This window comes from Sodalis ligni, from assembly GCF_016865525.2.
GTDB classification, from domain to species: domain Bacteria; phylum Pseudomonadota; class Gammaproteobacteria; order Enterobacterales; family Enterobacteriaceae; genus Acerihabitans; species Acerihabitans ligni.
Map to the genome: position 1 here is coordinate 1,294,744 of NZ_CP075169.1, position 26,317 is coordinate 1,321,060.

The following is a 26,317-nucleotide window of genomic DNA, read 5'->3' on the forward strand; positions in this document are numbered from 1 at the left end:
TAACGAGGTATAAAATGCGTGTGTTTTCTGCTGTATTTACTCTGGGGATGTCTCTGGCAGTCGGTCTGCCTATGGCCTATGCCGCCGACAATGCCGACTGCGGCGTAGTGAAGATGTCCGATCCGGGCTGGACCGATATCGGCGCCACCAATGGCGTGGCCGGCGTGCTGCTGGAGGGATTGGGCTATAAACAGCAGGTACAGAATCTCTCCGTGGCCCTGGCCTATCAAGGGCTTAAAACCGGTCAGCTGGATGTGTTTCTCGGTAACTGGATGCCGGCCCAGCAGCCGGTGATATCGAAATTCACCGGCGATGGCTCGGTGCAGGTGCTGGGGGCCAATCTCAACAGCGCCAAGTTCACCCTGGCGGTGCCGGACTACGTAGCCCGGGGCGGCGTGAAGGACTTTGCCGACCTGGCCGGATACGGCGATAAGTTCGATCGCAAAATCTATGGTATCGCCCCCGGCGCGCCGGCCAACCAGAATATCAAGACCATGCTGGATAAGCATGATTTTAACCTGACCGGCTGGACGCTGGTGGAATCCAGCGAAAGCGGCATGCTGGCGCAGGTGGATCGGGCGGTGGCGAAACAGCAGTGGATTGTGTTTCTCGGCTGGGAGCCCCATGCGATGAATACCCATCATAAGCTGGTCTATCTCAGCGGCGGGGATAAATACTTCGGCCCCAATTACGGCAGCGCCACGGTGAATACCGTGACCCGCAAAGACTATAGCGCGTTATGCCCTAACGCCGGCCGGCTGTTCAGCCAGCTGACGTTTACCGTGGATTTGGAAAATGTGCTCATCAAGCGCGCACTGGATGATAAACAAACCCCCCGCGATGCCGCGCGCGAGGAGCTGAAGCAGCATCCGGAGCTGTTGTCCCGCTGGCTGGACGGCGTCACCACCCTCCAGGGGCAGCCGGGCCTGGCGGCGGTACGGCAGTCGCTGGCGCTGTAGATCTTTTACATGAACCCCGACAGGGCTCGGTATAACATTGGTGTGTATCCCACCCTAGCCAAGCGCTTGATTATATCTGGCGCTTGGTATGTTTATTATTATATGATTCGATAGGATAAATTTTTTAACTTGAGGCGATCAAATTATATTATTGGACTTTAAAGCCAGACAGCGACAGTCCGACAAGATCAAAAATATGATTAATATTATTGCTTTTCAAAATTTTTTAAACAAAATGATCCCGCCATTTGAAACCGCCGCTGCGCTGGCCCAATCGGGGATTTATTCAGCCCGCCCGCGGCGGCTAAGCTAACTCACTCTTTTCCGGTAAACGCCGAATAGCGCCGCTGGGCTAGGATACCTGGCCGAAGCAGTCATGCCAGAACCGGTTGGAAATAAACAGAAATTATCCGTTATTTATCGAGCCGTTCATTAGTTTGAAAACCAAGCCAAAAAGACAGGAACATTCAATTCAAACATGACCATTTTCGTCAAACATAATTACCTTAGAGATATTATTCCCATTATTAAAAATTTAAATTTAGAAATAATTATATGCTCAAAATTTAAATCAATCATTTTTATGATAATTTAATATGGTGTAATAATTAAAATTTTCATCATTAAAAATTAATTTTAAGCTAAATTTTGCTTTATGATATAAGAAATTCCTAGTGTTTAAGGGCATAAGTGGATCATTTTAAAACAAATTAATATATTGAAAATATTACCTATTGATCAATTTTCGCTAACGCTATTAATTCAATGGTAGGATATTTTTTTGATAATGATAATTCACTGCATCAAAAGAATAACTTGTCTTATTAGCTCTGCTCCCACGATGGCTCCCCCTGATTTCTTTACTTGCCTTCTATATCTGAACAGGTATAATTTATGACTCATAAACGTAAAATCCTCTATTGGGAGAGCTCTTCGAAAAGAGATTTCAAAACCTTCCCGGTTTCCGTTCAAAAGGACATGGGCATCGGATTGTTTGTGGTGCAGTTGGGCCAAACTCCCGAGTCGGTAAGATCTTGGAAAGGGCTCGGTCCGGGAGTCTACGAGCTAGTAGGTGACCACCGAGGCGATACATTTCGGGCTGTTTACACATTACGGATCAAAGAGGCAATACATGTTTTGCACGCATTTCAAAAGAAATCAAAGTCCGGCATCGCCACGCCGCGGCCGGATGTGGAACTGATCGAAAAAAGGTTTAAGGCAGTACTCACTCGCTATGCGGAGGACAGGAGATAGTGATGACCAACAAAAGCCATGCTCAAGGTTCTGATAATGTATTGTTTGATCTTGGATTTGACGACGCGGAAGAACTATCGGCAAAAGCGGCGCTGGCGATTAAACTCAACGAATTAATCAAAAAGAGAGGCCTAAGTCAGGTGGAAGCTGCCGAAATAACCGGTATGACTCAGCCTAAGATATCTCAGGTTCGCCGTTATAAGCTGCAAAACATTTCTCTGGAAAGGCTCATGCAGGCTCTGGTGTCGTTTGACCAGCATGTGGAGATCAGCGTCCAGCCCGCGCGCCAGGCTTATGCCGCCGGTATTACGGTTGCGGCATGACGGAAACGGACCTTACGCATCGCATCTAACCGTGGTGTAGATATATCCATCTTGAAGGCTCGGATTGACGAATCAAGTGAATTTATTTATATCCTTTATCATCTTGCTGCCGCACAAACCCCCGGCGAAGTGACCGTGTTTAGAATGGTGAAACGACCGGTGGACTATCAGCAGCGATATCAGCCCGCACGCGGCGGGCTAAGCTAAGCTCACTCTTTTCCGGCAAATGCCGGGCAGCTATCGTTCGGCGACACCAGCCGATCGTGCCGGCGGCATAACCGCGAATCGCCGATGCTGGCGCCGAAGGCCGATCCCAGCATGGCGAGGCCGGGTATCAGCTGCTCGGTTCCGCCGCGATCCCGCAGGCAAAAGCGGCAGTGTTCACAGCGACGTTCGGCGGGGGTGTTCATCAGGAATTACCCAGTTGATTCCAGAAATCCGCGAAGACATGCACCGACAGGAAATAACCCAGCAGCACGTTGATTACCACGCCGACGGTAAACGCCCAGAACGGACGCAGTCCGGTGCTGGTCAGGCTGGCAAAGCGGGTGCTCAGGCCGATGCTCAGGAAGCAGAAAATAAACGCCCAGGTGCGCAGCGCGGTAATCGGCGCGATAAAGGCCGGGGTGACGGTGGTGCGGTATTCAGCCAGGGAGTAATGGCTGCTCAGCCAGGTGACGAACACCGAAGCCACGACGAACCCGATCACGAATTTCGGGAAGCGCCGCCAGATTTCCCCGGAACCGGCTCTGGCGCTGACGGTGCCATCTTCACCGCGCCACCAGGTGGTGGCCACGATGGCCAGGGCGAAGGCCCAGATGCCGATCCAGATATCCCGGCCGATAACCTTCATCAGGGTAAAAGCCTGCACGGCGGCATCGGGATTGCCGGCAATGGCGCCCCCAGAGTGGGCGGCAAAATCACTGTAGGTTTGCGCGGCGGCGATGCCGGCGGCATCGGCGAACTCCGAGGTGCCTATCCAGGCGCCGGCCACGCCGGTGGACAGTCCCAGCGCCCGGGAGATAAACGGCAGCGCCAGCAGCGATACGATGGCCCAGATGATCACCAGGAGATAGCGACGGAAGCCTGTTCCCGTTTGGCTCGCACGGCACCCGCCACGGCAATGGCCGCGGATACGCCGCACACCGCGCCGCCGACGCCCAGTACGGCGGCGAAGCGGTTTTCCAGACCGAGCAAGCGGCCGGTGATAAAAATGGCGAAAAAGGTCACCAGGGAGACAATGGCCGCCTGGCCTATGGCCACCGGTCCGGCCCATTGAATCAGCGTCAGCGGCAGCGTCGCCCCCAACAGCACGATACCGATTTTGATGTAATATTCCACCCGTAGACTGCGCGCCAGCCAGTCCGGAATTTGCCAGATATTGGATACCACCAGCCCTAATACCAGCGCCAGCAACGGCGGTTCGAGGTTATAACGAGACGCACTGGCCCAGGCGCCGAGCTGGAAAATAAAGACCGAAACAATAAACAGGACAGTGAAGCCGCCGAGGAATTTTCGGCTGTCATGTCCGATAATGGCGCTGCTGATGGTTAATAATACCGCCCATACCAGATAGAGGCCGCCTAATGCCGGCAAGCGGCGCAATAAATCGGCGCCGGCTTCACCCAGCGTGGTCCATTTGGTCGGCCCGGTGGCCAGCCATTTCAGGCTGCCGCCCTGGGAAAAAAGAATATACGCGGCGCTGATTAATATCAGCGCCAGGAAAATCGACCACCAATCCTCCTGCTGCCACCAGCGGGAAGAGGACCGCCCGTCAGGTGATTTTATTACCACGTCGCTGCTTTCACTTGTGCTCATGATTTTGCCTCTATTTTGCCTTGCCGAATGGAGAAAATATTTTTAACTTTTATGCTTTGAAGAGAAAATAGCGAAATTGATACCCCGAGGATATTATCTTTCTGTTATGGGTAATAACCATTTAATCTATAATATGCAGCCGGTAAGCAGCTCTTATTTATGCAGGCAAATAACCAGCATGTTTTAATACGTAAATTGCATTACGTTAGATAAAATACAGCTATGATTGGCCTTCTCGTGCGTCAAGCATGTTGCCATTGCCATTGCCATTGCCATTGCCATTGCCATTGCCATTGCCATTGCCATTGCCATTGCCATTGCCATTGCCATTGCCATTGCCATTGCCATTGCCATTGCCATTGCCATTGCCATTGCCATTGCCTATGGCAGATTGGCTGTAATAAAACGCCGGAATATTTTTATATTGCCGATACTTATTTCTCAAAGGGTTCTCCCAGTGTCAGCATTAAACGATTGGCCCAGGCGAAAAAGGCGGTGGCTTGTACCAGATCCAGCAATTCCAGATCGCCTAACCCCAACTCCCGCAGCCGGGCGATATGCTCCGGCGCGGCCACGGCGGGGGTGGCGGACAACGCCGCGGCAAAATCGATTTCCGCCTGCCAGCGGGGGGATTGGCCGGCGCTCAATTTGCCCCCTGGCGGCGTGTCCAGCAGGCGCTGGATGTCATCCGGCTGTTTGGATAATTGGGCGGCTTTGCGGGCATGCACCGAGGCGCAGTATATGCAGCCGTTGACTTTGCTGGCCACCGCCGCCGCCAGTTCCCGTTCCAGGCGCGCCAGGCCGCCGGCGGTATAGAAGATGCCTTTATCGGTGAGGGTGCGTTGCTCCAGGACCGGCAGATTGCGGCCGAGCAGGCGGAAATAATCGGAATCGGCATGGCCATTGTGTTCAAGGGTCGCCTGTTGCTGCAAGGTGAATTCCTTCAGCGGCTTGGCGGCCAGCCACGGCTCCCAGCCCAGCTCCCGTTGGGTAAATGCATGGGGCGCGGGACGGCCGCCGTGGGTGGCGCCGACGGTACGCCAGGCGGCGGCGCCCACCGGCAGAGGCAGGGGGTTGTCCACGGGCTGTCCGGCTATCAAACGATAACCCCTCAGCAGTCGGCTCTGGAAGCTGACATAGGCCACCAACTGGGACAAGGTGACAATGGCATCCGGCCCCCAGCCCGCCCGGCGCAGCTCTTCCAGATGCGCCGGCGTGGCGGCGGAGGGATGGCGGCTGAGCCGTTCGGCGTGATGTAACGCGCTTTGCAGCCGGGAGCCGCCGGTACCCGGATCGGGATTGGACAGACGACCGGCATAATGTGCGGTCAAACGGCTGTCTTCATGCCACTCAGCTACCTGGCGCGCTACCGCCAGCCGATCCGGCAAGCTAAAATCTATGCCGTCGTCGGCGAACAGTGCCAGATAGCTGCCCTGAATATGTTGGGTCGCCGCATCGCGGGTAATGCGCGCCGCCGCCAGCGGCGAGTCCGGCGCAATGTTTGCCAGCCGATCGAGCAGATCCGCCGCCGTTAGGGTATGTGTCATCTGATGTCCTCAGGTAAAGGGTCGGTGCGGGGCGGCGTCAACTCCGTCGCGGGGCGTTGTCGTATCCATCCCAATGCGGGCGCCACCTGCCGGGCAATCAGTTCAATGGATCGCAGGATATAAGAATGGGGCGGATCGATGGAGTGCACCTGGAACGCCAGGTCTGTGACCCGCGCCAAGGCGCTGTCCCGTTGCAGGGAGGCCAGTACCTGTTCGGCGCTGCCGAGATGGACGTCAAACGCGGCGATAAAATCATCAAGCCGGTCGCCGGCAAGGGGTTGTCCGTTGGCGCGGGCATTTTCCGCCTGGCGGCGCAGTCCCGCTTCCGCCAGCTGCCGGGCCTGTTGGGGATTGTCGGTGACAAAGGCGGTGCGTGACCCGAGAATGCGCGGCGTCGCCCCGGCAGGCAGGGCATCAAGGTAGGCATCGATAATGGGATTCTGGATTTCGTCCAGGGGTAAATCGAGGCTATCGGCGGGACGCGGCTGGGTGCGGGATAACATCAGCCCGTCGCCGGCGGTTCCGGCGCGGGCGGCGCCGTCAACGGAGAAAGTGGCCTGCCATACCCGGCGGGCCAACTGCGGGGCCGGAGGATAGAGGCGGTTGCTGCCGTCGCTCAAGGTCTCGTTGCGCCAGGCCGATCGCAGGATGGCAAGATTGTCGGCATAGGCGGCGGCGCGTTCGTCGCTGAGCAGGCCGAACGGCGGGAAAGAGGACGGCGTGCCGCCGGACCCGAGTCCGACTTCCAGGCGTCCCTCCGCCAGCAGGTCAAGTACCGAGGTATCTTCCGCTACCCGCAGCGCCAGCTCCATCGGCAGGGTAATGACGCCGGTACCCAGGCGGATATGCCGGGTCCGCGCCGCCACATGGGCCAGAAACACCAGCGGCGCCGGCAGGCCGCCTTCGTCTTCATGGAAGTGATGCTGGGCCACCCAGGCGGTATCAAAACCCTGCGCCTCGGCATGGATAATCTGCTCCGCCGCCAGCAGGTAGCGCTGCCGCGGAGCGGCTTTATCCAGCAGGCGGGTGAAAAAACCTAAACGTTTAGCCGTCATGCATCGGTCCTCGATTGCCGCGGCGCGGGAAGGAGGGTTCCGCCCCGGCCGGGAATGGCGTTGATTAACTCCCGGGTATAGTCCGCCCCGGGATGGTCGAATATGTCGGCTACCGGACCGCAATCCACCTGCCGGCCCTTGAACAGGACCGAAACGCTGTGTGAGATTTGCCGTACCGTGGCCAGGTCATGGGAGATAAAGACGTACGTGAGCCCCAGCTCGGTTTGCAGATGCTGCAACAGCGCCAATATCTGCCCCTGTACGGTGACGTCCAGCGCCGATGTCGCTTCATCCAGCACCAGGATCTGCGGCTGCAGCACCAGGGCCCGGGCAATGGCCACCCGCTGCCGCTGTCCGCCGGATAATTCCCGTGGCCGGCGTGCCAGCAGCGCCAAAGGAAGCGCGACGCGGTCGGCCGTCTCTTCCACCCGGCGCCGCCGTTCCGTCGGGGAGAGGGGGGCGAAGTTGCGCAAGGGCTCCTCGATTATCCTAAACAGGGTATAGGACGGATCGAGCGAGCCGAACGGGTTCTGGTAGACCAACTGGATTTTTTGACGAAACTGCCGCAGGGACTCGCCCTTAAGGCGGGTAATGTCAATGCCGTCAATCAGCACTCTACCTGCATCCGGCCGTTGAAAGCCGAGCAGAATGCGTGCCAAAGTGGTCTTGCCCGAACCGGACTCCCCCACCAGCGCATGGGTAGTGCCGCGTTCCACCACAAAGGATACCCGGTCCACCGCTCGCACTTCACCGCCCCCGCCGAGGCGGAAATTTTTAGCCGCTTCCTCCACCCGGATGATGGGCGCCGCGGCGTGCAGCCGATGCGGCTGGATGCGCGTTACGGCGGCAAGGGCCGGCGCATCGGCGAACAGTTGCCGGGTATAGGCGCTGGCCGGTGCCCGCAGCACGTCGGCGGTGTTGCCCTGTTCCTGTACCCGCCCGTGACGCAATACCAGCAGTCGGTCGGCCCGTTCGGCCGCCACCGCCAGATCGTGGGTCACCAATAATACCGCGGTGCCATACTCCCGGCGCAGTTCGTCAATAAGGTCAAGGATCCGTTTTTGCACCGTGACATCCAGGGCGCTGGTGGGTTCGTCGGCAATGATCAGCGCCGGCTGCAGCGCGACGGCAATGGCAATCAGTACCCGCTGCTTCATGCCGCCGGAAAGCTCATGGGGATACTGGCCGGCCCGTTGCGCCGGATGGGATAAGCCGACCCGGGTCAGCAGTTCGATCACTTTGGCATCCCTCTCCCGGCGGGGCAGGCGGCGGTGGATATCGAGAATTTCCGCCACCTGGCTGCCGATGGTCTTCACCGGATTAAGGGAGCTGGAAGGATCCTGCGGTATCAGGCTGATGCCCACGCCGCGCAGCGCATCGAGCCGGCGTTGCGGCCAGCGGCTGATATCGGCTCCGTTCAGACGGATAGTTCCCCGCTCCCGCCGGCCGTTTTCCGCCAACAGGCCGATAATGGCCTGGGCGGTGGTGGTTTTGCCGGACCCGGACTCTCCCACCAGCGCCAGCACCTCACCGGGATAAAGGCGAAAGGAGACGTCATGCACCACGCGCCGCTGTTCGCCGCCGCTGCGGTAGGCAATACAAAGATCCTGTAGCTCCAGCACCGGTTCACGTTGGGGAATCAACGTGTCGGATCGCGCTAATATCAGGCTCATCGATGGCTCCTGGCGAATGAATGGCTGATTCGATTGGCGGCAAGCACCACCAGCACCACCACCAGGCCGGGGAAAGTGGTCAGCCACCAGGCGGTGGAAATGTAATTCCGGCCTTCGGCAATCAATAAACCCCATTCCGGCGTCGGCGGCGGGGTGCCGTAGCCCAGGAAACTCAGGGTGGAAATGGCCAGGATGGCATTGCCGAACTGCAGGGCGGAAAACGCCGTTACCGAGGTCAGGGAGTTGGGCAGGATATGGCGCCACAGCACGGCGGCAAAGGTGCCGCCGCTGCCGTAGGCGGCTTCCACATAGTCGCTGTGCCGCACCCGCACCACTTCCGCCCGGGCGAGGCGGGCGAAGTTGGCGATGGAGGTGATGCCTACGGCGATAGCCGCATGGACGGTACCGAAGCCCAGCAGGATAATAATGCTTAGGGAGAGCAGCAGGCCGGGTATGGACAGCAGAACATCAATAAAACGCATAATCAGGCTGTCGGTGCCCCGTCCAGCCGCGCCGGCAATGACCCCAAGGGCGGTGCCGGCCGTCAGCCCGAGCGCCACCGCCACCAGCGCGCCGGAGAGAGACCAGGCCGCGCCGTAAACGATGCGGGCGTACAGATCGCGCCCCAACTGATCGGTGCCGAGCCAGTGACCGGCCGCCGGCGCCAGCCGCTGTGCGCCGGCAATGCCGTCGGTGCCGCTGTAAGGGGTGAAAAGTCCGGGGGCAAGGGCCCACAGAATCACCACTGCCATCACCAGCCAGGACAGCGCCAGGCCGGGCTGCCAGCGGAATAACCGGGGGCGGCGACGGGGTGGGGTTACAGCCTCGGGCGGCGGAGAGGCCGAAGGCGATGGCGGTGGCGTTTGGGTGTTCAGCGGCAGACTGCTCATAGGGCGGCTCCGGCGGGCATTTTCAGTCGGGGATCAAGGAGGGGATACAGCAGATCCACCAGCAGATTGATGACCACAAACGCCGTGGCGGAAATCACCACAATGGCCTGCAGCACCGCCACGTCCTGGTTGTTCACCGCCTGTTGGGTCAACTGGCCCAGGCCGCTCAGGCCGAACACCGTTTCGGTTATCAAGGCGCCGGCGATCAGCTCGCCGAACAGCAAGCCGGCGATGGTGAGCGCCGGCAGCACCGCATTGCGCGCCACATGCCGCCAGAGCACGCCGGCCCGGCTGGCGCCCTTGGCCCGAGCCACCGCGACGAACGGCAGGGTTTGGACCTCATCGATACTGCGAATCAGGATTTGCGCCAGGGGCGCGCAAATCGGCACCGCCAGGGTCAGAATGGGCAATATCAGCCCTGCCCATTCGCCGGGGTTGATAACCGGCACCCATTTGAGCCGAAATGAGAACACCTGAATCAGCACAATGCCCAGCCAGAAGGTGGGAACCGAAATAAACATGGAGGGCAGGGCATGCCATATTCCCCTCAGCCAGCGGACGGAAGTCAGTCCGGCCAGCAATGCCATGCCGCCCGCCAATATCGCCGCCAGCAGAAAACCGCACACCGCCAACCGTAGGGTAGGGGGGAGATTGGTGGTCAGTAATTGCGCCACCGGCACCCCGGTCTGTACGGAGTAACCGAAATCACCGCGGATAAAATCCACCAAGGTGTGCAGATATTGCCGCCATAGCGGCGCATCGGCGCCATAGACGGCGCGCATATCGGCGATCTGTGCCGGACTGAGGCCCATGTCCGGATTCTGGAACTTGATCAGAATAGCGTCGCCGGGCAGGACCTGCAGCAGGAAAAAAGAGAGGGTGAACGCCGCCCAGAGCACCAGCAGGGCCTGTCCCAGGCGACCGTACAGATAACGATGCATACTCTGCGCTCCTTAATGCTTATCCAGCCAGGCGCCGTAAAATGCCGGCCGGCCGACGGCCTCGAAGCTGACACCCTTAAGATAGGGTGCGCCGGCGAAGACCTGCGGCTCTTCAAATATCGGGATCACATAGGCCTGATCCAGCAAATATTTTTGCGCCTCTCCCGCCAGCGCCAGTCTTTTTTGCCCATCCACTTCGGCTGAAATCGCCACCAGCAGAGAATTAAGCTTATCGTCGCTGAAGTTTTGCACCTTGCTGCTCAGGCCGCCTTTTTGCAGCAGCGCGTCGCGATTGGTGGGATAAAACTGGCTTTTAATCACATCCGGATCGGCCCGTCCCACTTCCACCACGTTTGCCGGCGTTTTAAGCGGGTCCAGGCTGTCGGCGGTTTTGCTGCCGGCATCGCCGGCCAGGATGTTCAGTCGCGCTCCCACTTTGCTCCACTGCTGGGAAACCAGCTGCAGCACCTCTTTATTCTGCGGCTGCGGCGGCGATTCATACACCGACAGCACCAGCGAATGACCCTCTTTTTGGCGTATACCGTCCGTACCCGGCTTCCAGCCCGCCTGATCCAGCAACTGCGCGGCCAGTTGCGGATCGTAGGTCAATTTATCCGCCAGATTGATATACCCCGCCGCCGGCGCGGCGATCACCGAGGTCGCCCGCGGATAGTGCGGCGAAAACAGCGTATTGACGATTTGACCGGCATCGGTGGCGTGCAGCAGCGCCTGGCGCACCCGCACATCCGCTACCAGCGGATTTTCCGGCCTGAATGAGATGCCGTCGTTGACGCCGCGGGTCGGCGCGGCATAGATGATAAAATGTTGCCCCTCGGCCTGTTTTTCATCATAGGCCTGCACCTGGCGGATAAAGTCGGCCTGGCCCGCCAGCAGCGCCCCTATGCGCACACTGTCTTCCGGCGTGATAATGAACTTGATGCCGTCAAGGTTCGCCCGGCCCTGCTGCGCCAGCGTTTTCGGCCCCCAGCGATAATCGTCCCGAACCCGCAAATCTACCTCCCGGCCCAGGGTTTCATTGCTCACCACAAAGGGGCCTGAGCCGATGATATGCCGGGCATCACCCAGCGCATCGAAATTCTGCGCCAGGGTGGCCGGCGAGACTAAGCCTGAGCCGATGGTAGAGGTACCTTGCAAAAATCCCGGCGATGATTTCTTAAAATAGAATTTAACGGTCAGCGGGTCGATCACTTCGCTGTGATCGTAATTATTGATGACTTCGGATACCGGCAGATGCAGCTGTTTATTCCCCAGGCCGAAGGTATCGAAATTCTTCGCCACGGCGGCGGCGTCCAGGGGTTTCCCGTCGGAGAACGTCACGCCGGGGCGGATTTTGAACGTGTATTGGGTTTTATCGTCGTTGCTGGTCCAGGATTCGGCAATCCAGGGCTCGATGGCCAGGGTCTTGGGGTTTTGATAGGTCAATTTATCGGTAATCTGGTTGAGAATGCCGCCGTTTGGGTAAAATCCCCCCGCCGGCGGATAGAGATTGGTATGCGCCTGCTGCTCAAGATAAATCAGGGTGCCGCCTTTACCGGCGCGTTTTCCACGGCCAGGGCGTTTAATGAGCTCATCCCCAGGGCTAACGCCATCCCCGTGCCAGGCCGCGACCGACAGCGCTCAAACGGAATATACTCTGCATAATGACTTCCTTTAAGTAGTGACGGTCAAATGTAGTGCCTGCTTAAATATGATCAAAGTCAATATCCGGCAAATAAAGGTCCGGCAAAAGAATTTATTTCAATATTCAAAATTGAAAACGCATAAGAAGAATTAACTATAACTAATACGATATCGTTTCTTCAGCCCGCTTACGGCTTATCCTATTATCCCGAGGATTATTAGCCCGCTAAATAGTGAATAAGAAATAATCAAAATAATTAATCGGCATAATGTGGTTTATTCAGCGGCGGAAAAAAGGATCGACGGGTTATGATCGTTCTGACGAACGTTTCTAAGGTATTCAAAGATAATAATGAGCCCATCGTCGCCGTCGATAATGTCAGCCTGCGGGTAGAGCGAGGCCAGATCTACGGCATTATCGGCTATAGCGGGGCGGGGAAAAGCACCCTCATCCGTTTGCTGAACGGTCTGGAAAAGCCCAGCGCTGGGTCGGTCTTGGTGGCCGGGCAGGATATCGCCCGGGCCAGCGGCGAAAGCCTGCGGCAGGCGCGGTTGAAAATCAGCATGATTTTCCAGCATTTTAATTTGCTGTGGTCACGGAACGTCAGCGAAAACATCGCTTTTTCCATGCAGATAGCCGGCACGCCCAAGGCCGCCATCCGGCAGCGGGTGGCGGAACTTATCGCGCTGGTGGGCTTGCAGGGACGGGAACACGCCTACCCTTCGCAGCTCAGCGGCGGGCAAAAACAGCGTGTGGGTATCGCCCGTGCGCTGGCGAACAGCCCGGCGGTACTGTTATGCGACGAGGCCACCTCGGCGCTGGATCCGCAAACCACCGATTCCATACTCGACCTGCTGCTGGATATCAACCGCCGGCTGAATCTCACCATTGTGCTTATCACGCATGAAATGCATGTGGTGCGCAAGATTTGCGAACGGGTGGCGGTGATGGATAACGGACGCGTAGTGGAAGAAGGCGACGTCTTGAATGTCTTCACCCATCCGCAGCAGCCCATTACCCGGCAATTTGTGAAGCAGGTCAGCCAGTACCGGGAACCGCTGCCGGATTTAGCCCCGGAACTGCTGCAAAACCTGCCCGGCGTGGTATTGAAGCTGACGTTTCTCGGCCTGAGCGTCCGCCGGCCGGTGGTGGGAGAGCTGACGCTGCGCTATAACCTGCCGTTTAACATCCTGCACGGTAATGTCACGCAGACCGCCAACGGCATCTTTGGCGAATTATGGCTGCATGCTGAAATCGATCCCGGCCGGCTCGACAATATTCTGGCGGATCTGCGTCAACACAACATTACCGCGGAGGTGGTGGAACATGCTTGAGCATTTCTTTCCACACGTCCAGCTCGATCAAGTATGGGCGGCCACCGCGGAAACCCTCTATATGACCGCGCTGTCGGGCATTGCCACCTTTGCGCTGGGCATCGCGCTGGGACTGGCGCTGTTTCTCACCGCCCGCGGCGGACTGTTTCAGCGTCCCGCCGCCTACCGGGTGATTTCGGCGCTGGTGAATGTGTTCCGGTCCATCCCCTTCATTATTTTAATCGTGCTGCTGATCCCTTTTACCAAGGTTCTAATCGGCACCATTTTGGGCGCCAACGCGGCCCTGCCGGCGCTGATTGTCGGCGCCGCGCCTTTTTACGCCCGCCTGGTGGAGATCGGCCTGCGGGAAGTGGATAAAGGCGTCATCGAGGCATCACGCGCCATGGGCGCCCGCGTCGGTACGCTTATATTTCGGGTTTTACTGCCGGAGTCGTCGCCCGCCCTGGTTTCCGGCATCACCGTCACCCTGATTGCGCTGGTGAGCTACAGCGCCATGGCCGGTGTTATCGGCGCCGGCGGATTGGGAAATCTGGCCTATCTGGAAGGATTCCAGCGTAACCACAACGACGTCACCCTGGTGGCGACCCTGATGATCTTGATCATCGTGTTCGTCATTCAGTTATTGGGCGACGTCATCACCTCACTGCTTGATAAACGTTAAACAGACCGGGATAAACCATGAATAAAACCTTCACAATACTGGCCGCCGCCACCCTTGCCGCCCTCAGCCTCTCCGCCTCGGCCTGGGCCGATACGCTCAGGGTGGGCGCATCCAATGTACCCCATGCTGAAATCCTTGAGCAGGCAAAACCCATACTGGCGAAACAAGGCATCGACCTGGAGATTAAACCGTTCCAGGACTACATCCTGCCCAATACCGCCCTTGCGGACCATGACATCGATGCCAACTATTTTCAGCATGTGCCATATCTTAACAGCGTGCTCAAGGATCATGCCGGGGATAAAAACTATGACTTCGTCAGCGCCGGCGCGATTCATATCGAACCCATCGGCATCTATTCAAAACGCTATAAAAGCCTGAAGGACCTGCCGCAGAACGGCAAGGTCATCATGCGCGATTCGGTGGCGGAAGAGGGGCGAATCCTGTCGATCTTCGAACGGGAAGGGGTAATTAAACTGAAACCGGGCGTCAGCAAGGTGGATGCGCGGATAACCGATATCACCGATAACCCGAAACATCTTCAGTTCTTGCCGAATATAGAAGGCTCGCTGCTGCCGCAGATGTATAACAATGATGAAGGGGACGCGGTGGTCATCAACGCCAACTATGCCATTGATGCCGGACTCAATCCGGTAAAAGATCCCATCGCGGTTGAAAGCGGCGAAAATAACCCTTACGCCAATATCATTACCGTTCATCGCGGAGACGAGAACAAACCGGATATCAAGGCGCTGGTGAAGGTGCTCCACTCCAAAACCATCCAGGATTTTATCCGCCAGAAATACAAAGGCGCGGTCATTCCGGTCAACGGTTAAATCAAGCGCCCCACAGCGCGGTAGGCCCGCGATCGTCGAACGTGCAGCGAAGGTGTTAAAGGGAGACCGTGCTGATGGGGTCGAAGCGGGCGTGGTTTTCCCGCCCGCCGGAGCGCCCCACAGCGCGGTAGGCCCGCGATCGTCGAACGCGCAGCGAACGTGTTGAAGGGAGAGCGTGTTTGCCGAGGCCGGGTCGAAGCGAGCATGGTTTTCCCGCCCCGCCGGAGCGCCCCACAGCTCGGTAGGCCCGCGATCACCGAACGTACAGCGAACGTGTTGAAGGGAGAGCGTGTTTGCCGAGGCCGGGTCGAAGTGGGCGTGGTTTTCCCGCCCCGCCGGGCGCCTGTAAAAATTTACCAGCCCTTTACCGCATCGCCGTGATAAATTTTATCCGCCGCAGCGGCCACTTCATCGGTCTGATAGGCCTTCACCAAATTCTTCACCTTATCGCTGTCTTTATTATCCTCTCGCGCCACGATCAAATTAACGTAAGGCGACTCTTTATCCTCGATAAACAGACCGTCTTTATGAGGAGATAAACCAATCTGCGTCGAATAGTTGGTATTGATGACCGCCAGATCCACTTTGCCGTCATCCAGCGTACGCGGCAGCTGGGCCGCTTCAATTTCGACAATTTTAAGATGCTTCGGATTATCGACGATATCCAGCGAAGTAGGCTGCAGGCCGGTGCCGTTTTTCAGCGAGATCAGACCGGTTTTCTGCAATAATAATAATGAACGCCCCAGATTGGTGGGATCGTTGGGAATAGCCACTTGAGCGCCATCCGGTAACTCGGCAACGGATTTATATTTGCGTGAATAACCGGCAATGGGATAGACAAATGTCTTGCCCACCGCCGCGAGTTTATAACCATGTTCTTTAATCTGCTGCGCCAGATAAGGGCCGTGCTGAAAAGAATTGGCATCCGTATCGCCGGAATTCAGCGCCTCGTTAGGCAACACATAGTCGGTGAAGGTGACAGTTTCCACGTCCAGGTTATACTTCTCTTTAGCCACTTTTTTTACCGCATCCCATAACGGCTGATCGATACCCGCGCTAATACCGACTTTAATATGGTTAGCGTCTTTATCGGCTTTATCACAGGCGGCTAACGTCAAAGACGAAGCAATAATGCCCGCCAGGGCCAGGCACTTTAATATTGATGACATAATAAGAAAACTCCGGAATAATTAATTTATTTTGCCCAGGAAGGTATTTATCCTTACCGACAAGAGTACCGCAAAACCCGGCATGACTTTATTGCCGATTGTGCATTAGTTAATATCAAATTGTTCTGTGATATTCCATTGATGAATACCACCAAGGGACGCAAACGATTGCCTGCACCGGTGTCAAGCTTATGAATCCTCCTTAGGGCCTGCTTGGAAAGAAATAACGGGGGTTATTATGATTTCGCACAACTTGTATAAAAATAAAAAATGTGTTGCTTATGTTACGTCTATAGCGACTAACTTCACATATATATAATTTTACATCAATTAATACAATTGTAATGTTATTTCGACCATACTGTTTAACCAGCAGTCCATTTTAACCCGTAGCCTATTTCCCAGGTGATCAGCATGGTACAACTTTCCGCGTATGCTCGCAGCAGGAGCATCAGTGACCCGACCCTTTCAGCCTATCCCGCCGAATTGGCGTTGAGCGAGCTGTTCTTGCAACAGGCCGCCCTTAACAAGACCCGGCCCGCCATTATCACCCCCCAGCGGATTTTGCACTATGGGGAATTGGCGCGGGATGCCGTCTCACTGGCGGCTTATCTGCGCCATCAGGGGGTGGATTCGGCCACCACGGTCGGGATCATGCTGCCTCCCGGCATTGAGCATATTACCTGCCAGGTGGCGATTATGCTGGCCGGTGGCTGCTGTTTACCGCTTGACCCGTTCTTAGCGGACGATCGGCTCAATGGGATATTGCGGGACTCGCGGGTTTTATTAACCCTCTCTGATGCCTTAACGCTTCGACGCTCCCTGGCGACGCGCTATATCGTTTTCGAACAGGTGGCGGTGGGGGACGGAAACGATCAGGATTTCATTCCCTTGCGTCACGGCATCTCACAGCCCTCACACCGGTTTTACCGGTCGGATATTCAGAAAACCATCCCGGTTTATCCTCTTGATATCTTTCGCCAGGCCCTGGACTCGCGGCATGTTCGTTTTAATCATGAAGACCGGGTAGCGGCCATCGCGCCCATGACCGCTGTGGCGTCGCTGTTTGAAATCTGGGGCGCGCTGCTTAACGGCGCGGCAACGGTGGTCATGCCCGACAGCTGGGTTAACGATCCCCGCCGGTTCGAAACGGCTCTGCGGGAATTTGCCATCAGCATTCTGCGCGCCTCTCCCGCCATGTTCAATCTGCTGGCAAGTATCCGCCCCGACTGTTTCGGTCAGCTCAATTATCTGCTGGTGGGAGGGGAATCGGTAAATGCGCACAGTATGCGGCGGGTGTTGCAATATGGGCCGCCCCGGCATCTGCTCTATGGCGACGGCAGCGATGCGGGCACCCGGCTGATGCTTGCCGAAAGCACGGAACATTGAGCGTCCGGCAGTTGATTCAAAACGATGTCAAGCCTGCCGTTGCCAGAGTTGCAGCATCTGGGTTTCCATCAGGGCGGGATCCCGCCGGAGACTCGCCCACACATCCTTGGCGCGCTGGTCCGCCAGCACATGATTTTGTCCCTGGCGGATGCCTTCCAGCGTCTGTTCGGCCACCTGTTCGGGGGAGACCTTGGCGCTGTCGATGTGGGTTGTCATATCGGTATCGATAAACCCGGCGTAAACGCCGACGACCTGTGTCCCTTGATCATGCAATTGAATGCGCGCCCCGTCGGTCACAGCCAGCGCGGCATGCTTGGACGCGCCGTAGATGGCGTTCAGCGGTGAGGTAAACCAGCTTACCACTGACAGCATATTGACGATGGCGCCGCCGCCGTTGGCGGCCAACAGCGGCGCAAATGCCGTGATCATCCGCTGCACGCCGTAAACGTTCACTTCCATCTCCTGCCGCATGGCCTCTTCGGCGCCTTCCGCCAGTATCGGACTTTGCAACAGAATGCCGGCATTATTGATAAGCAGAGTGACATCCGGGCACTGCCGCGCCGCGGCCGTGACGTCCTGCCGGGAAGTCACATCCAGTTTTACCGCTATCAGCCGCGGGTCGGTAATGGCAACGCCGGCGGGATCCCGCGCCGCCGCATAGACTTTGGCCGCGCCCGCCGCCAGCAGAGCCTGGGCATAGGCTTGGCCAAGGCCCCGATTCGCCCCGGTAACCAGGGCAATGCTCCCTTCAATGTTCATGACATTGTCCTCTTATCCCACATGCATCAGCGTCAGTAAGGTGGTGATAATAATAATACTGATGAAAACCGAAATGGAACCGGTAAAGCTGGAAACGGAACCGAACTTGCTCGCTCTGGCGGTAAATACCGGCGCCAGTGAGGAGACCGGCGCAAATACCGTTACCGCCAGCACCTGGCGGATTTCCAGCGGCAGCGGCGTGCAAAAATAAAACAGCGCCGAGAAGAGCGCGCCGGCGGCGTAACGCAGCACCAGCACTTTATAGACGCTTCTCAGCTGCGAACGGTCGATATTGATTTCCAGCATCATGCCGATGATAAGCATCGCGATAAAGGGATTGGCATTGCCCACCATGGTGGTGAGGATAGTCACCTGGCTGGGCAGGTGATAGCCGAACAGGGCGGCCAGCAGCAGCAGGACGTACACATCGAAGGGAATGGAGGAGAACAGTCGTTGGAACGTGCTTTTTAATCCGGTACTGGTGCCGATGGCATTTGATGCGGCCACGTAGCTGCCACCGGTACAGATAATGGAATTGCCGGCATCGAACAGACAGGTGGCGACAATCCCCACCGGCCCCAAAAAGCTCTGCACATACGGCAGGGTAAAACAGCCGATGTTATAGCCGGGGGAATTGATCATATAAAAGACTTTTGTATCGTTGTCCCGTTTACGGCTCAACATAAACCCGGCGAACAATAGCAGAATATTACAGACAAAACCGATAACCACCAGGATCAGCAGGCTGTGATCCACATTAAAACTGGAGAATCCGTTGATAACCGCCGCCGGCAGAGTGAGATTCATCATTATTTTCGACAAGGCGATACTGTCGACCCTGTAAATAATTCTGTGTAATTGCCACCTTATTAAATGTGACCGTTCAGCCGGTCACCGAACTCAATAATAAAACGACTCATCGCCAGCCGCCAGTTTTGAATCGGCATGCTCCATTTTTTCGACGCCGACTGTATCGCGAGGTATATCACTTTGCGTACCGAGTCATCCGTCGGGAACACTTTGCGTTTCTTGATAGCCTGTCGGATCACGCTATTGAGTGATTCTATCGCATTAGTTGTGTAGATTGCCTTGCGGATATCGGGCGGATAACCAAAGAAGGTATTGAGATTTTCCCAGTGGGCCCGCCAGCTTTTGCTGATCTGGGGATATTTACCGTCCCAGACGTTTGCGAACGCATCCAGCGCCATCAGGGCGGCTTCTTCCGTCGGCGATTGATAGACGGCTTTCAGCCCGGCAGTAACGCCCTTATAGTCTTTCCACGAGACGAATTTCAGGCTGTTGCGTACCATGTGGATAATGCAAAGCTGGATATGTGTTTGCGGGTAGACGCTGTTTATCGCCTCCGGGAAGCCGTTCAAGCCATCCACACAGGCGATAAGGATGTCCTGAAGCCCACGATTTTTCAGCTCGGTCAGTACGTTAAGCCAGAACTTCGCGCCCTCATTTTCTGCCAACCACATGCCGAGCAACTCTTTTTTGCCCTCGGTATTGATACCCAAGGCAAGGAAAACGGCCTTATTTATCACCGAACCATTGTGCCGGACTTTACCACAATACAGTCAAGATAAACAATGGGATACAGTGAGTCCAGCGGACGATTTTGCCATTCGGTTACCTGTTCTTTAACGGCATCCGTCACTTTGGATATCAAGGTGGCCGACACGTCAGCGTCATACATTTCCTTGAACGTCGCGACGATTTCACGCGTGGTCATGCCTTTGGCATAAAGAGACAAAATCTGGCTATCCATCTGGGTGATACGGGTCTGGTTCTTCTTGATAAGCTGCGGCTCGAAGGTACTTTCACGGTCACGTGGCGTGTTTAGCGTGATCTCGCCGTCATCGATAAGCAATGTTTTTGAGGAGTACCCGTTACGGGTGTTGGTGCCGGTTTTAGGCGTGTTTTTCTCATGCCCAAGGTGGTCAGTGAGTTCGGCGTTCAGCGCCGTTTCCACGGTGAGCTTAGTCAACATACGTGAAAACTGATTGAGATCAGCTTCAGTCTTGATGCCTTTGGCCAGTTCTGTAGCAAGTGCCTGAAGTTTCTTCTCGTCCATAATTTGCCTGTCTCCGCTGTTCGGATAACGATATCAAAAACAGGCAATTACACAATTTAATTTACAGGCTCATACTGTCGGATCGCTGCAGCACTCCGTACTTTTTTAACAGATATCCTACAACAATGATCAGAAAGAATGAGAACGCTTTTATAAGAACATCAATCATGTGCATCGTCCGGAGAATATCCGACATGTTTACCTGTCGGTTCCTTCCCGCTGGTAAGGATAAATCGTCATGATATTTATCATACCATTACAGGATGTAAACGTTGCACAATTTTCAGTCTAGGATAACGGGAGCTTTTCCCGGGCAAGGTCGTTGATTTGCCTGGAATTCAGCAGAGTTTCCGGAAATCCCCGGCGGGCCAGATTAAGCATCGCCAACCCCATTACTTCAGTGGTTAGAATAGCACCGGGCCACAGGGGGCGAATCAATGACAGCAGCGGGCCCAGGAAACTGTAAAAAAAGCGGTAAAAGGGAGTTTTGGACACCGCGCCGTGCCGGGGCAGTATGATGCCGGGCCGAAGTATATAGACACTCTTAAACGCCAGCGTCCGTAAGGCATTTTCCGTGCCGCCCCGCACCCGCGCCCACATGGTGCGGCTTTTGCCGCTGCTGTCGGCGCCGGAGCCGGACAAATAAACAAATGTCATCAACGGATTCTGCGCTGCCAGCGCCGTGGCGGCGGCCAAGGTCATATCATGGGTAATCCGGGTATATTCCTGCTCGCTTTTGCCCACGGAGCTGACGCCGAGGCAAAAAAAGCAGGCGTCAAGTCCGGTAAGCGTTGAGGTGATGGCGCCATAATGGAGCATATCTTCCTGAATGACGGTTTGCAGCTTGAAGTGCTGAACGGTGGGGGCCTTTCGGCCCACCGCGATAACAGAAGTCACATCTTCAGCCCGGAGGCATTCCCGCAATACGCCTTGACCCACCATGCCGGTGGCTCCCCAGATAATTACTTTCATACCTTGTTCTCCGCCGGCCTTAAGCCGATGGCATAACGGGCGGACACCGGTTGCGCCATCTATAAATGAGTAATCACTCAATTATATGCGGGGTAAAGTATAAAGCAAGTGATTCAGCCGCAGGCTCAGCGCCAGCCGCCGGATGCGGCGATCCGTTCGCCGGTCAGCCAGGCCGCGTCGTCGGAGGCCAGGAATACCGCCACTTTAGCAATATCCGTCGGCTGCCCGAAGCGGCCCAGCGGCGTCTGCGCCACCAGGGTCTTTTCAAAATCGCTGCCCACCACGCCGACCGTCGTCGCGCCTTCCGTCTCCACGCCCCCCGGCGCAATGGCATTAACCCGGATATGTCTGGGACCCAATTCCCGCGACAGCTCTACGGTGAGAGTATCGACAGCGCCTTTGGTGGCGGAATAGATGGCGGAACCCGCTGTGGGGTTGGTGCTGACCACTGAGCTGATATTGATAATGCTGCCCCCTTGCGGACCGAAATATTTCAGCGCTTCCTGGACGGCTAAAAAAATCCCCAGCACGTTGATATTGAATTGCCGATGGAATTCCGCTTCGGTGGCTTCTTCGATAGAGTCGAACTTAAAGACCCCGGCATTGTTCACCAGGATGTCCGGTGCGCCGAATACGTCTTTAGTGGTAAGAAACAGCTGGCGCACGTCGGCTGCTTTGGCCACGTCACCCTGCACCGCAACGGCTTTGCCGCCGTTGGCGACGATTTCCGCCACCACCCGATCGGCCCCTTCACGGCTGGAGGCATAATTCACCACCACTGATGCGCCGGCGGCGGCATAGGCCTTGGCGATGGCGGCGCCGATGCCTTTGGAGGCGCCGGTGACGATAGCGATTTTATCTGTAAGTTGGCTCATGTGGGGCTCCGAAGATTAAGGTTAAGTACATTAGTTCGGTTTTATTGAACTAGTATAGTTCGTAAAATATGAACTAATGGACTCTTTGTCAATACTCTGTTATAAATATTTTCATGAGACCGATAATTCACCCCGCAGCCAGTGATTTTACCGTCGAGGGTATCCTGCATGCCTTGGCGGATCCTGTGCGCGCCCGGATTTTTGTAGAAATCGCCCGGGGCGATTGCGCGCAAACCTGTTCGGCATTTCTGGAAGTCAGCGACCGTTGCGTACCTAAATCCACGTTGTCCCAGCACTTCAAGGTGCTGAGGGAAGCCGGGCTTATACGCAGCGTCCGCAAGGGCGTGGAAATGTACAATATGCCGCGCCATGACGATCTGCATGAGCGTTTCGGCGGGCTGATCAGCGCCATTATCGAGGCTTATACCGCTCAATACCAACGGGCGAGATTGGCGGATCGCGAGGCCGGCCAGGGAGCCGATAGTGATAGTCTGCCGGAAAGCCGTCCTGCCGAGGGATAACGCCCCGGTGGTCATGTCGCCCCTTTATATGTTTGCTTGCCGGGACATTACTTTTTAATCCTATATTGAATTCAAAAGATATATTCCTTCTCTCATCCTGATTAAGCTGGAACCATCCCTATCGCGGCTGTCGCGATATATACCTCACTTTTCACAATTGATGACCTGTATATGCCGGCCGCCGGCGAGGATTTTTGACATGGATAATGTTTCTAAAACGAATAACGGCCTAAAGCAAAAATTTACCGTCACACCCTGTATTGCTGGATTAACCGAGACTCCGGGCATGGCGACAAACGCTAAACTGGCAGGCGGGTTGGTCAAGGTCACTAATGACAGCCTTGCCGCCGCAAACGTAAAAAGCGATGCGCAGCGCAAACCTAGGCCTGTCGCCCTGATGTATGGATTCATGGGGGTGCGGGATCTTGAACGGGCGGACGGCGTCGATAAAATCACCGTCGACCTGCTTAACAGAGCGCTCATGCTTGCCCATGGTAACTTATCTTCAAATAAAATACTTGAAATTCAAAAAGGTATAAAGGTCAGAGGTAGCGCGGTCAGGCAGTTTGCCCAGACGACGCAAATCGATGATGAAACCGCCAGGTATTTACTGCGCTCCTGGTCCGCTTACCTTCAACGGGAATATGACTTCATTTCACTGCAGTCGGCATTGAGAAAAGAGTCGCAAAACACACGCTATCCAATCGCGAAAATTTTAAATGCCTGGTTAAAAAATCATGCCGTAGGCCCGAAACTGAATTCAAATGAACTAAAAGATATAAGGTTTTATTTGATAAGTTTATGATATTGGGTGATACGGAGGGTTTTATTGCCTTGCAGAACTATAAATCACCCAATAAAGAGCGAATTGCAGGTATTTTCAGCAGCATGTTTTTAGAAGGTCATCCAAATTAGGACTTAAATGGAGCAAGGAAAATAATATTTCGGTTATTTTCGATATGGATTTTACCCTAGACAGGCATTTAAAAAACCGCAATTCCTATCAGCCCATTACTTTTCCGAGTATAAATTCTATAAAAAATCATTTTGAAAATGTTACTGAACGACCATTACTTAGTCAAGAATTGCCGTTTTATCTTCAGTGTTTGGGAGGAGGTATACCCTGGGAATATCCTGTACGCTATGGGTAAACAAATGGTCATAATTGGTTGTTAGTCAGTGACGCCTTCTGTCGGCTATCATATGCGGCATTTAACGTTTTCATTCAATCTTAATGGTTTTAGTGGGGATAATATGGAAAAGCCAACCGGCCCGGCGCTGTCTAACAATAAACCGCAGCTCGTTGATCATTTGCGCTTCCACCGGCGGAATCATCACCTTGCCGCGCCGTTCGGCAACGGCTGGTTCGCCCGCAAAGCGGAAGCGTTTGCGCGTTTTTTTGGTACGCCGGTGTTTCTCGGCGCGCAAACCTTCATCGTTGTCGCCTGGATAGTGGTGAATGTCTCGGGATTCGCCAAGTTCGACCTTTATCCGTTTATCTTGCTGAATCTGGCCTTCAGCTTGCAGTCTGCCTACGCCGCGCCGTTGATATTGCTGGCGCAAACGCGCCAGGCGGAACGGGATAAGGCCAATGCCGATGCCGATGCCCAGCACCGGGAGGCACTGGCGGTCGCCAACGCGGAGCGTCAGGAACTGTCGGCGCAAACCTCCGCGCAGATGATGGCCCTGCTGGAACAAAATACCGAGCTGACGGCGTTGACCAAACAGCTGAGCGAACGTATTGAAGTGCTGGCTGCCGAACTGCACGACAAGCTGTTGCAAAAAGCGTCGTCCTGACGCAAAACCGTCAGACTGTTTAAGCGCCGCCGCATTCTTCGTGGCGATACCTAAATAGCTAAAAAACGTTCTTACCCTTAAATCACAGGGTACCGAATAACGTTTTCGCTAAAGAGATAAAAAAGCTGTCTTATTCCACTGAAATTCTCATCTTCGCCATCTCTATCAAGAGAGTATTTTCTGCAAGTCTCCCAATTGTTACCGTGCTAACTTTGGCCAAAGAGTTTTGGATCATGCGTTGGGGCGACTTTGACGCACGGGGAGCGGTAGATGCCTTTAATCAATATCAATACAGCACGAATGACCAGCATGGCGCAAGCCGTTGCAGGCATCGGCACTGAAACGGCGAGATCCGACGCGAATTCCCTCCGGGGGATTCTGGAACATATTGTGAATTTTTTTACCGCCGGCTATCTGTGCAAGCAGCGCGCGGCGCAATATGATGCGTTTACGCAAGCCTTGGCCACTGCTCTTGATAACGCCTTGCCATCAAAAGATTCTTATATCCTTCCGCAAACGCTTATCATTGATTATGCTGGCTATACCGTCACCTTCATGCTGCCGGGAGAAAACCATGATGAAGCCGGCCCCGTCGCCATTCGGGTGAGCAAGGACGGCAAAAGTGTCGACTCGCAGGTGGATAAAATTGCCTTCTGCCGTATATGTACCGTTTTGCTGATACGTCAGCGGTATAAACTCGACTGCTACGCCACCACGTTAACGGACCAGGGAAATATAGACCTGCGCGACGCTAACTTGAGAAGAGCCGACCTGCGCGAGCTCGATCTGCGCGGAGCCGATTTGAGCGGCGCCGACCTGCGCGAGTCCAACCTTAGCAAATCTGACCTGGGCGAAGCCTCTCTCAAAAATGCCATTTTGCGGGAAACCGATCTTACTGGCGTTAAACTGGCCGGGGCTAACCTGTGCAATGCCGATATGAACGGAGCTAAACTCAATGGGGCCAACCTGAGCAACCTCTCACGGCAAGGTCCGTTGCTTTACTTCCCCCTCTGGGATGCAGACAATATAAAAATCTTTCTTGATCATAGGGCTAGCGGCAGGAACGGCAGCCTGCTGACCATGATGGACAGCATTGATGAACGGTATGCTGACGTTAAAGTACAGATGGCCCGCGAATTGATGCATTCATTGCAAGGCGTTGATGTATCGAGCGTGGCGCTTCTTTTGAGGGATGTCTTGTCTAAAGCTCCCTATAGCGGTGATGCCGGCATCACAGCCTGGCTGGATGGGGTTTGCGATCGCTACCTCGGTCAATATGATACGAAAGCCTTGCCGGTGTTGAGTGACGACGGGCTTGAACAGGTTGCGGGCCTGTTCTCACATCAGCCGGAACCGATGTTTACTCATAACAGCGCATTTATCCAGTGGGTTGCCCAAGGGATGAAGACGGGGAACGACGCTATCAAGGCAAGCATCATCCGGCTTTATGATAGGTACCTGAATCATGAAAGGGTGCGACCGTATGCCGCTGTGGATGAGTTTGGCGATTATGGCGCCCAGCGGCCTGACTGGAGGGATGAGCACGCCGCGAATTATATACTCTTCCCCTTTCGACCTGACGGGCCGGTTATGCTGCTCTCTGCGCATACCCTTCAAGGCATGCTGCATCCTGACCCTCTCAAGCCCGTATGGGATGGTTTTTATCTGTATAACCGGCGGGGGGAAAATCTGCTGCCAAGCGATCACCCTCCTAAAACGCTGTTTGACCAGGATTTCAAATTATTTTGGCGCCTTATCGCTTTGCGGAACAGCTCGCCAGCTTTGCAAAATTGCTTGAAATATTAGGGCTTGGGGAACGGCAGGA

The 26,317-nt window shown here is 55.3% G+C and carries 26 protein-coding genes and 1 pseudogene; 11 read left to right on the forward strand and 16 right to left on the reverse strand.

The window, feature by feature from the left end; genetic code table 11:
• The first annotated feature begins 14 nt into the window (after positions 1-14).
• The 3 genes from choX to GTU79_RS06045 all read left to right on the forward strand — a co-directional run bounded on the left by choX (position 15) and on the right by GTU79_RS06045 (position 2,536).
• A complete protein-coding gene (gene choX / locus GTU79_RS06035) occupies positions 15-959 on the forward strand; it encodes a choline ABC transporter substrate-binding protein (RefSeq protein ID WP_203522520.1) in 945 nt (314 codons plus the stop codon).
• A gap of 894 nt (positions 960-1,853) precedes the next feature.
• Positions 1,854-2,213 (forward strand): type II toxin-antitoxin system RelE/ParE family toxin, encoded by a 360-nt coding sequence (locus tag GTU79_RS06040; RefSeq protein ID WP_203522518.1) that lies wholly within the window; start codon positions 1,854-1,856, stop codon positions 2,211-2,213.
• Between the two features lie 2 nt (positions 2,214-2,215).
• A complete protein-coding gene (locus GTU79_RS06045; RefSeq protein ID WP_132923068.1) occupies positions 2,216-2,536 on the forward strand; it encodes a helix-turn-helix domain-containing protein in 321 nt (106 codons plus the stop codon).
• Positions 2,537-2,745: 209 nt separating this feature from the next.
• Here the strand turns inward: GTU79_RS06045 and GTU79_RS06050 are convergent, their stop codons facing one another.
• The 10 genes from GTU79_RS06050 to GTU79_RS06095 form a co-directional block, all read right to left on the reverse strand.
• Positions 2,746-2,946, reverse strand: coding sequence for a hypothetical protein (locus GTU79_RS06050; RefSeq protein ID WP_132923067.1), 201 nt, complete (start codon positions 2,944-2,946; stop codon positions 2,746-2,748).
• Positions 2,946-3,602, reverse strand: a complete 657-nt coding sequence (locus GTU79_RS06055) for a putative sulfate exporter family transporter (protein WP_214513767.1) — start codon at positions 3,600-3,602, stop codon at positions 2,946-2,948. The genes GTU79_RS06050 and GTU79_RS06055 overlap by 1 nt, the downstream gene beginning before the upstream one ends.
• Entirely contained in the window at positions 3,599-4,354 is a 756-nt protein-coding gene (locus GTU79_RS06060; protein ID WP_214513768.1) for a putative sulfate exporter family transporter, read from the reverse strand. Before GTU79_RS06060 ends, GTU79_RS06055 begins: the two co-directional genes overlap by 4 nt.
• A 220-nt stretch (positions 4,355-4,574) precedes the next feature.
• Entirely contained in the window at positions 4,575-4,799 is a 225-nt protein-coding gene (locus tag GTU79_RS06065; RefSeq protein ID WP_203522516.1) for a hypothetical protein, read from the reverse strand.
• Positions 4,789-5,901, reverse strand: a complete 1,113-nt coding sequence (locus tag GTU79_RS06070; protein ID WP_203522515.1) for an alkylhydroperoxidase domain protein — start codon at positions 5,899-5,901, stop codon at positions 4,789-4,791. Before GTU79_RS06070 ends, GTU79_RS06065 begins: the two co-directional genes overlap by 11 nt.
• Positions 5,898-6,956: a putative FMN-dependent luciferase-like monooxygenase gene (locus GTU79_RS06075; RefSeq protein ID WP_203522513.1), complete on the reverse strand. Its 1,059-nt coding sequence runs from the start codon at positions 6,954-6,956 to the stop codon at positions 5,898-5,900. The genes GTU79_RS06070 and GTU79_RS06075 overlap by 4 nt, the downstream gene beginning before the upstream one ends.
• Positions 6,953-8,629, reverse strand: a complete 1,677-nt coding sequence (locus tag GTU79_RS06080; RefSeq protein ID WP_203522511.1) for a dipeptide ABC transporter ATP-binding protein — start codon at positions 8,627-8,629, stop codon at positions 6,953-6,955. Before GTU79_RS06080 ends, GTU79_RS06075 begins: the two co-directional genes overlap by 4 nt.
• Positions 8,626-9,519 carry an ABC transporter permease gene (locus GTU79_RS06085; RefSeq protein ID WP_203522510.1) on the reverse strand — a complete coding sequence of 298 codons (894 nt, stop codon included), beginning with the start codon at positions 9,517-9,519 and terminating at the stop codon, positions 8,626-8,628. The genes GTU79_RS06080 and GTU79_RS06085 overlap by 4 nt, the downstream gene beginning before the upstream one ends.
• Positions 9,516-10,460: an ABC transporter permease gene (locus tag GTU79_RS06090; protein WP_203522508.1), complete on the reverse strand. Its 945-nt coding sequence runs from the start codon at positions 10,458-10,460 to the stop codon at positions 9,516-9,518. The genes GTU79_RS06085 and GTU79_RS06090 overlap by 4 nt, the downstream gene beginning before the upstream one ends.
• Before the next feature lie 12 nt (positions 10,461-10,472).
• Positions 10,473-12,044 (reverse strand): TIGR04028 family ABC transporter substrate-binding protein, encoded by a 1,572-nt coding sequence (locus tag GTU79_RS06095; RefSeq protein ID WP_420854170.1) that lies wholly within the window; start codon positions 12,042-12,044, stop codon positions 10,473-10,475.
• A 366-nt stretch (positions 12,045-12,410) separates the two neighbouring features.
• On the opposite strand from GTU79_RS06095, the gene GTU79_RS06100 reads away from it, so the two are divergent.
• Genes GTU79_RS06100 through GTU79_RS06110 form a run of 3 tightly spaced genes read left to right on the forward strand, consistent with a single transcriptional unit; the run spans position 12,411 to position 14,933 of the window.
• The gene (locus GTU79_RS06100) at positions 12,411-13,436 is read left to right on the forward strand and encodes a methionine ABC transporter ATP-binding protein (RefSeq protein WP_132923059.1); all 1,026 of its coding nucleotides are present in this window, start codon (positions 12,411-12,413) and stop codon (positions 13,434-13,436) included.
• Complete coding sequence (locus GTU79_RS06105) at positions 13,429-14,097, forward strand: methionine ABC transporter permease (protein WP_203522505.1); 669 nt, start codon at positions 13,429-13,431, stop codon at positions 14,095-14,097. The genes GTU79_RS06100 and GTU79_RS06105 overlap by 8 nt, the downstream gene beginning before the upstream one ends.
• A gap of 17 nt (positions 14,098-14,114) precedes the next feature.
• Entirely contained in the window at positions 14,115-14,933 is an 819-nt protein-coding gene (locus GTU79_RS06110; protein ID WP_132923057.1) for a MetQ/NlpA family ABC transporter substrate-binding protein, read from the forward strand.
• A 353-nt stretch (positions 14,934-15,286) separates the two neighbouring features.
• On the opposite strand, the gene metQ is transcribed toward GTU79_RS06110, so the two are convergent.
• Positions 15,287-16,102 (reverse strand): methionine ABC transporter substrate-binding lipoprotein MetQ, encoded by an 816-nt coding sequence (gene metQ, locus GTU79_RS06115; RefSeq protein ID WP_203522503.1) that lies wholly within the window; start codon positions 16,100-16,102, stop codon positions 15,287-15,289.
• Between the two features lie 414 nt (positions 16,103-16,516).
• Between metQ and GTU79_RS06120 the strand changes: the two genes are divergently transcribed.
• Positions 16,517-17,491 carry an AMP-binding protein gene (locus GTU79_RS06120; RefSeq protein WP_132923055.1) on the forward strand — a complete coding sequence of 325 codons (975 nt, stop codon included), beginning with the start codon at positions 16,517-16,519 and terminating at the stop codon, positions 17,489-17,491.
• Positions 17,492-17,518: 27 nt separating this feature from the next.
• Here the strand turns inward: GTU79_RS06120 and GTU79_RS06125 are convergent, their stop codons facing one another.
• The 5 genes and pseudogenes from GTU79_RS06125 to GTU79_RS06145 form a co-directional block, all read right to left on the reverse strand.
• Positions 17,519-18,250, reverse strand: a complete 732-nt coding sequence (locus GTU79_RS06125) for an SDR family oxidoreductase (protein ID WP_203522501.1) — start codon at positions 18,248-18,250, stop codon at positions 17,519-17,521.
• Between the two features lie 12 nt (positions 18,251-18,262).
• Entirely contained in the window at positions 18,263-19,060 is a 798-nt protein-coding gene (locus tag GTU79_RS06130) for an AEC family transporter (RefSeq protein WP_253073497.1), read from the reverse strand.
• 59 nt (positions 19,061-19,119) lie between these two features.
• A pseudogene (locus tag GTU79_RS06135) lies at positions 19,120-20,327 on the reverse strand (IS256 family transposase).
• Positions 20,328-20,615: 288 nt separating this feature from the next.
• Entirely contained in the window at positions 20,616-21,299 is a 684-nt protein-coding gene (locus tag GTU79_RS06140; protein ID WP_132923052.1) for an NAD(P)H-binding protein, read from the reverse strand.
• 125 nt (positions 21,300-21,424) lie between these two features.
• Positions 21,425-22,174 carry an SDR family NAD(P)-dependent oxidoreductase gene (locus GTU79_RS06145; protein ID WP_203522498.1) on the reverse strand — a complete coding sequence of 250 codons (750 nt, stop codon included), beginning with the start codon at positions 22,172-22,174 and terminating at the stop codon, positions 21,425-21,427.
• Positions 22,175-22,287: 113 nt separating this feature from the next.
• On the opposite strand from GTU79_RS06145, the gene GTU79_RS06150 reads away from it, so the two are divergent.
• The 4 genes from GTU79_RS06150 to GTU79_RS06165 all read left to right on the forward strand — a co-directional run bounded on the left by GTU79_RS06150 (position 22,288) and on the right by GTU79_RS06165 (position 26,298).
• Positions 22,288-22,695 (forward strand): ArsR/SmtB family transcription factor, encoded by a 408-nt coding sequence (locus GTU79_RS06150; protein WP_214513769.1) that lies wholly within the window; start codon positions 22,288-22,290, stop codon positions 22,693-22,695.
• Positions 22,696-22,894: 199 nt separating this feature from the next.
• A complete protein-coding gene (locus GTU79_RS06155) occupies positions 22,895-23,500 on the forward strand; it encodes a hypothetical protein (RefSeq protein ID WP_214513770.1) in 606 nt (201 codons plus the stop codon).
• Positions 23,501-23,949: 449 nt separating this feature from the next.
• The gene (locus tag GTU79_RS06160; protein ID WP_203522494.1) at positions 23,950-24,492 is read left to right on the forward strand and encodes a DUF1003 domain-containing protein; all 543 of its coding nucleotides are present in this window, start codon (positions 23,950-23,952) and stop codon (positions 24,490-24,492) included.
• Between the two features lie 270 nt (positions 24,493-24,762).
• Positions 24,763-26,298, forward strand: coding sequence for a pentapeptide repeat-containing protein (locus GTU79_RS06165; RefSeq protein WP_214513771.1), 1,536 nt, complete (start codon positions 24,763-24,765; stop codon positions 26,296-26,298).
• The last annotated feature ends 19 nt before the right edge of the window (positions 26,299-26,317 follow it).

Excerpts from the sequence above, each read along its gene's own strand:
- GTU79_RS06075 (WP_203522513.1), bottom strand. The coding sequence starts at position 6,956 with ATGACGGCTAAACGTTTAGGTTTTTTCACCCGCCTGCTGGATAAAGCC.
- GTU79_RS06090 (WP_203522508.1), bottom strand. The coding sequence starts at position 10,460 with ATGCATCGTTATCTGTACGGTCGCCTGGGACAGGCCCTGCTGGTGCTC.
- metQ (WP_203522503.1), bottom strand. The coding sequence starts at position 16,102 with ATGTCATCAATATTAAAGTGCCTGGCCCTGGCGGGCATTATTGCTTCG.
- GTU79_RS06060 (WP_214513768.1), bottom strand. The coding sequence starts at position 4,354 with ATGAGCACAAGTGAAAGCAGCGACGTGGTAATAAAATCACCTGACGGG.
- GTU79_RS06050 (WP_132923067.1), bottom strand. The coding sequence starts at position 2,946 with ATGAACACCCCCGCCGAACGTCGCTGTGAACACTGCCGCTTTTGCCTG.
- GTU79_RS06085 (WP_203522510.1), bottom strand. The coding sequence starts at position 9,519 with ATGAGCAGTCTGCCGCTGAACACCCAAACGCCACCGCCATCGCCTTCG.
- GTU79_RS06105 (WP_203522505.1), top strand. The coding sequence starts at position 13,429 with ATGCTTGAGCATTTCTTTCCACACGTCCAGCTCGATCAAGTATGGGCG.
- GTU79_RS06110 (WP_132923057.1), top strand. The coding sequence starts at position 14,115 with ATGAATAAAACCTTCACAATACTGGCCGCCGCCACCCTTGCCGCCCTC.
- GTU79_RS06150 (WP_214513769.1), top strand. The coding sequence starts at position 22,288 with ATGAGACCGATAATTCACCCCGCAGCCAGTGATTTTACCGTCGAGGGT.
- GTU79_RS06070 (WP_203522515.1), bottom strand. The coding sequence starts at position 5,901 with ATGACACATACCCTAACGGCGGCGGATCTGCTCGATCGGCTGGCAAAC.
- GTU79_RS06145 (WP_203522498.1), bottom strand. The coding sequence starts at position 22,174 with ATGAGCCAACTTACAGATAAAATCGCTATCGTCACCGGCGCCTCCAAA.
- GTU79_RS06130 (WP_253073497.1), bottom strand. The coding sequence starts at position 19,060 with ATGATGAATCTCACTCTGCCGGCGGCGGTTATCAACGGATTCTCCAGT.
- GTU79_RS06080 (WP_203522511.1), bottom strand. The coding sequence starts at position 8,629 with ATGAGCCTGATATTAGCGCGATCCGACACGTTGATTCCCCAACGTGAA.
- GTU79_RS06040 (WP_203522518.1), top strand. The coding sequence starts at position 1,854 with ATGACTCATAAACGTAAAATCCTCTATTGGGAGAGCTCTTCGAAAAGA.
- GTU79_RS06120 (WP_132923055.1), top strand. The coding sequence starts at position 16,517 with ATGGTACAACTTTCCGCGTATGCTCGCAGCAGGAGCATCAGTGACCCG.
- GTU79_RS06100 (WP_132923059.1), top strand. The coding sequence starts at position 12,411 with ATGATCGTTCTGACGAACGTTTCTAAGGTATTCAAAGATAATAATGAG.
- GTU79_RS06165 (WP_214513771.1), top strand. The coding sequence starts at position 24,763 with ATGCCTTTAATCAATATCAATACAGCACGAATGACCAGCATGGCGCAA.
- GTU79_RS06045 (WP_132923068.1), top strand. The coding sequence starts at position 2,216 with ATGACCAACAAAAGCCATGCTCAAGGTTCTGATAATGTATTGTTTGAT.
- choX (WP_203522520.1), top strand. The coding sequence starts at position 15 with ATGCGTGTGTTTTCTGCTGTATTTACTCTGGGGATGTCTCTGGCAGTC.
- GTU79_RS06125 (WP_203522501.1), bottom strand. The coding sequence starts at position 18,250 with ATGAACATTGAAGGGAGCATTGCCCTGGTTACCGGGGCGAATCGGGGC.
- GTU79_RS06160 (WP_203522494.1), top strand. The coding sequence starts at position 23,950 with ATGGAAAAGCCAACCGGCCCGGCGCTGTCTAACAATAAACCGCAGCTC.
- GTU79_RS06140 (WP_132923052.1), bottom strand. The coding sequence starts at position 21,299 with ATGAAAGTAATTATCTGGGGAGCCACCGGCATGGTGGGTCAAGGCGTA.
- GTU79_RS06155 (WP_214513770.1), top strand. The coding sequence starts at position 22,895 with ATGGATAATGTTTCTAAAACGAATAACGGCCTAAAGCAAAAATTTACC.